Below are 1,374 nucleotides of genomic sequence, written 5' to 3'. Positions count from 1 at the left end.
GCAGGCCGCCTGCCGTGTAGGTGGCTAAGTGCAGCAGGCTGATACCCTGCCACTGCTTACCAGTCAGTTCAGGCCAGTAATGCGTGACCGGATCGCTGAGCTTAATTTCGCCGCGGGCGATAGCATCGCCGCCCAGCACGCCGTTGAACGTTTTACTGACCGATCCGAGTTCAAACAGCGTTTGTTGAGTGACTGGACGGTTATTGGCGATATCGGCTTTACCCCAGGTAAAGTAATAAGGTTTCCCCTGATAGATAATCGCAACGGCCATACCCGGAATAGCCTGCTCCTGCATCAGCGGTGTGATGGTGCGGTTAACGATATCGGCAATTTGTTGTTCTGTTTTTGCGGCGGCAAACGTGGAGAACGAAGCTGTCAGCAGCAGCGCGCAGCATATCGATTTTTTCATCATGAAATCAGTTCCGTAATTAAAAGCGAAAGGGTGTCCGGGCCCGTCAGACGTAATCAGTGTGTTTGATTTGCACCGTGTTGACAAACGGTTAAATTTAGCAGCAGATATAAGTTTTTCTAACAGGCCAGATAATGACGCGTAGCTATATCCCCCTTAACTCGCTGCGGGCTTTTGAAGCAGCGGCCAGACATCTCAGCTTTACCCGCGCTGCGATTGAGCTCAACGTGACGCATTCTGCAATAAGCCAGCATGTGAAAGCGCTGGAGCAACAGCTGAATTGTCAGCTTTTTGTGCGTGGTTCTCGAGGGTTAATGTTGACGACTGAAGGGGAAAGTCTGTTACCTGTACTTAATGACTCTTTCGATCGTATGGCGGGGATGCTGGATCGTTTTGCCACTAAACAGACTCAGGAAAAACTAAAAATTGGCGTGGTGGGGACCTTTGCGGTCGGCTGTCTTTTCCCTCTGTTGAGCGACTTTAAGCGCCACTATCCGCATATTGATTTGCATATTTCCACCCACAATAACCGTGTAGATCCCGCCGCCGAAGGGCTGGATTATACTATTCGCTACGGAGGAGGAGCCTGGCACGATACCGATGCGCAATATTTGTGTAGCGCGCTGATGTCTCCGCTGTGTTCACCGACATTGGCCTCGCAGATTAAAGCACCTGTGGACATCCTGAAATTTCCGTTATTACGATCGTATCGGCGTGATGAATGGACGCTTTGGATGCAGGCCGCCGGAGAAGCGCCTCCGTCACCGACGCACAACGTGGTGGTGTTTGACTCGTCCGTCTCAATGCTGGAAGCCGCGCAGGCGGGGATTGGTGTGGCAATTGCACCGGTAAGAATGTTCACGCATTTGCTCAGTAGTGAACGTATCGTGCAGCCTTTTTTAACGCAGATTGATCTGGGGAGTTACTGGATAACGCGTTTACAATCTCGTCCGGAGACGTCCGCG

Annotated in this window: 1 protein-coding gene and 1 pseudogene; one reads left to right on the top strand and one right to left on the bottom strand. The window is 51.5% G+C overall.

What is annotated here, in order from left to right:
• Positions 1 to 379, bottom strand: a pseudogene (locus FDW87_RS23200) (serine hydrolase); the annotation flags it as partial.
• Between the two features lie 164 nt (positions 380 to 543).
• Here FDW87_RS23200 and ampR point away from each other — a divergent pair.
• Positions 544 to 1,374: LysR family transcriptional regulator AmpR (gene ampR, locus FDW87_RS20745; RefSeq protein WP_137380128.1), on the top strand; the 831-nt coding region annotated here is incomplete at its 3' end.

Origin of the sequence: Citrobacter sp. wls826 (assembly GCF_005281245.1) — a bacterium.
In the GTDB taxonomy this organism is placed as follows: domain Bacteria; phylum Pseudomonadota; class Gammaproteobacteria; order Enterobacterales; family Enterobacteriaceae; genus Citrobacter; species Citrobacter braakii.
Note: the sequence above shows the minus strand (reverse complement) of the source record. Positions and strands in the feature narration are given on the sequence as shown.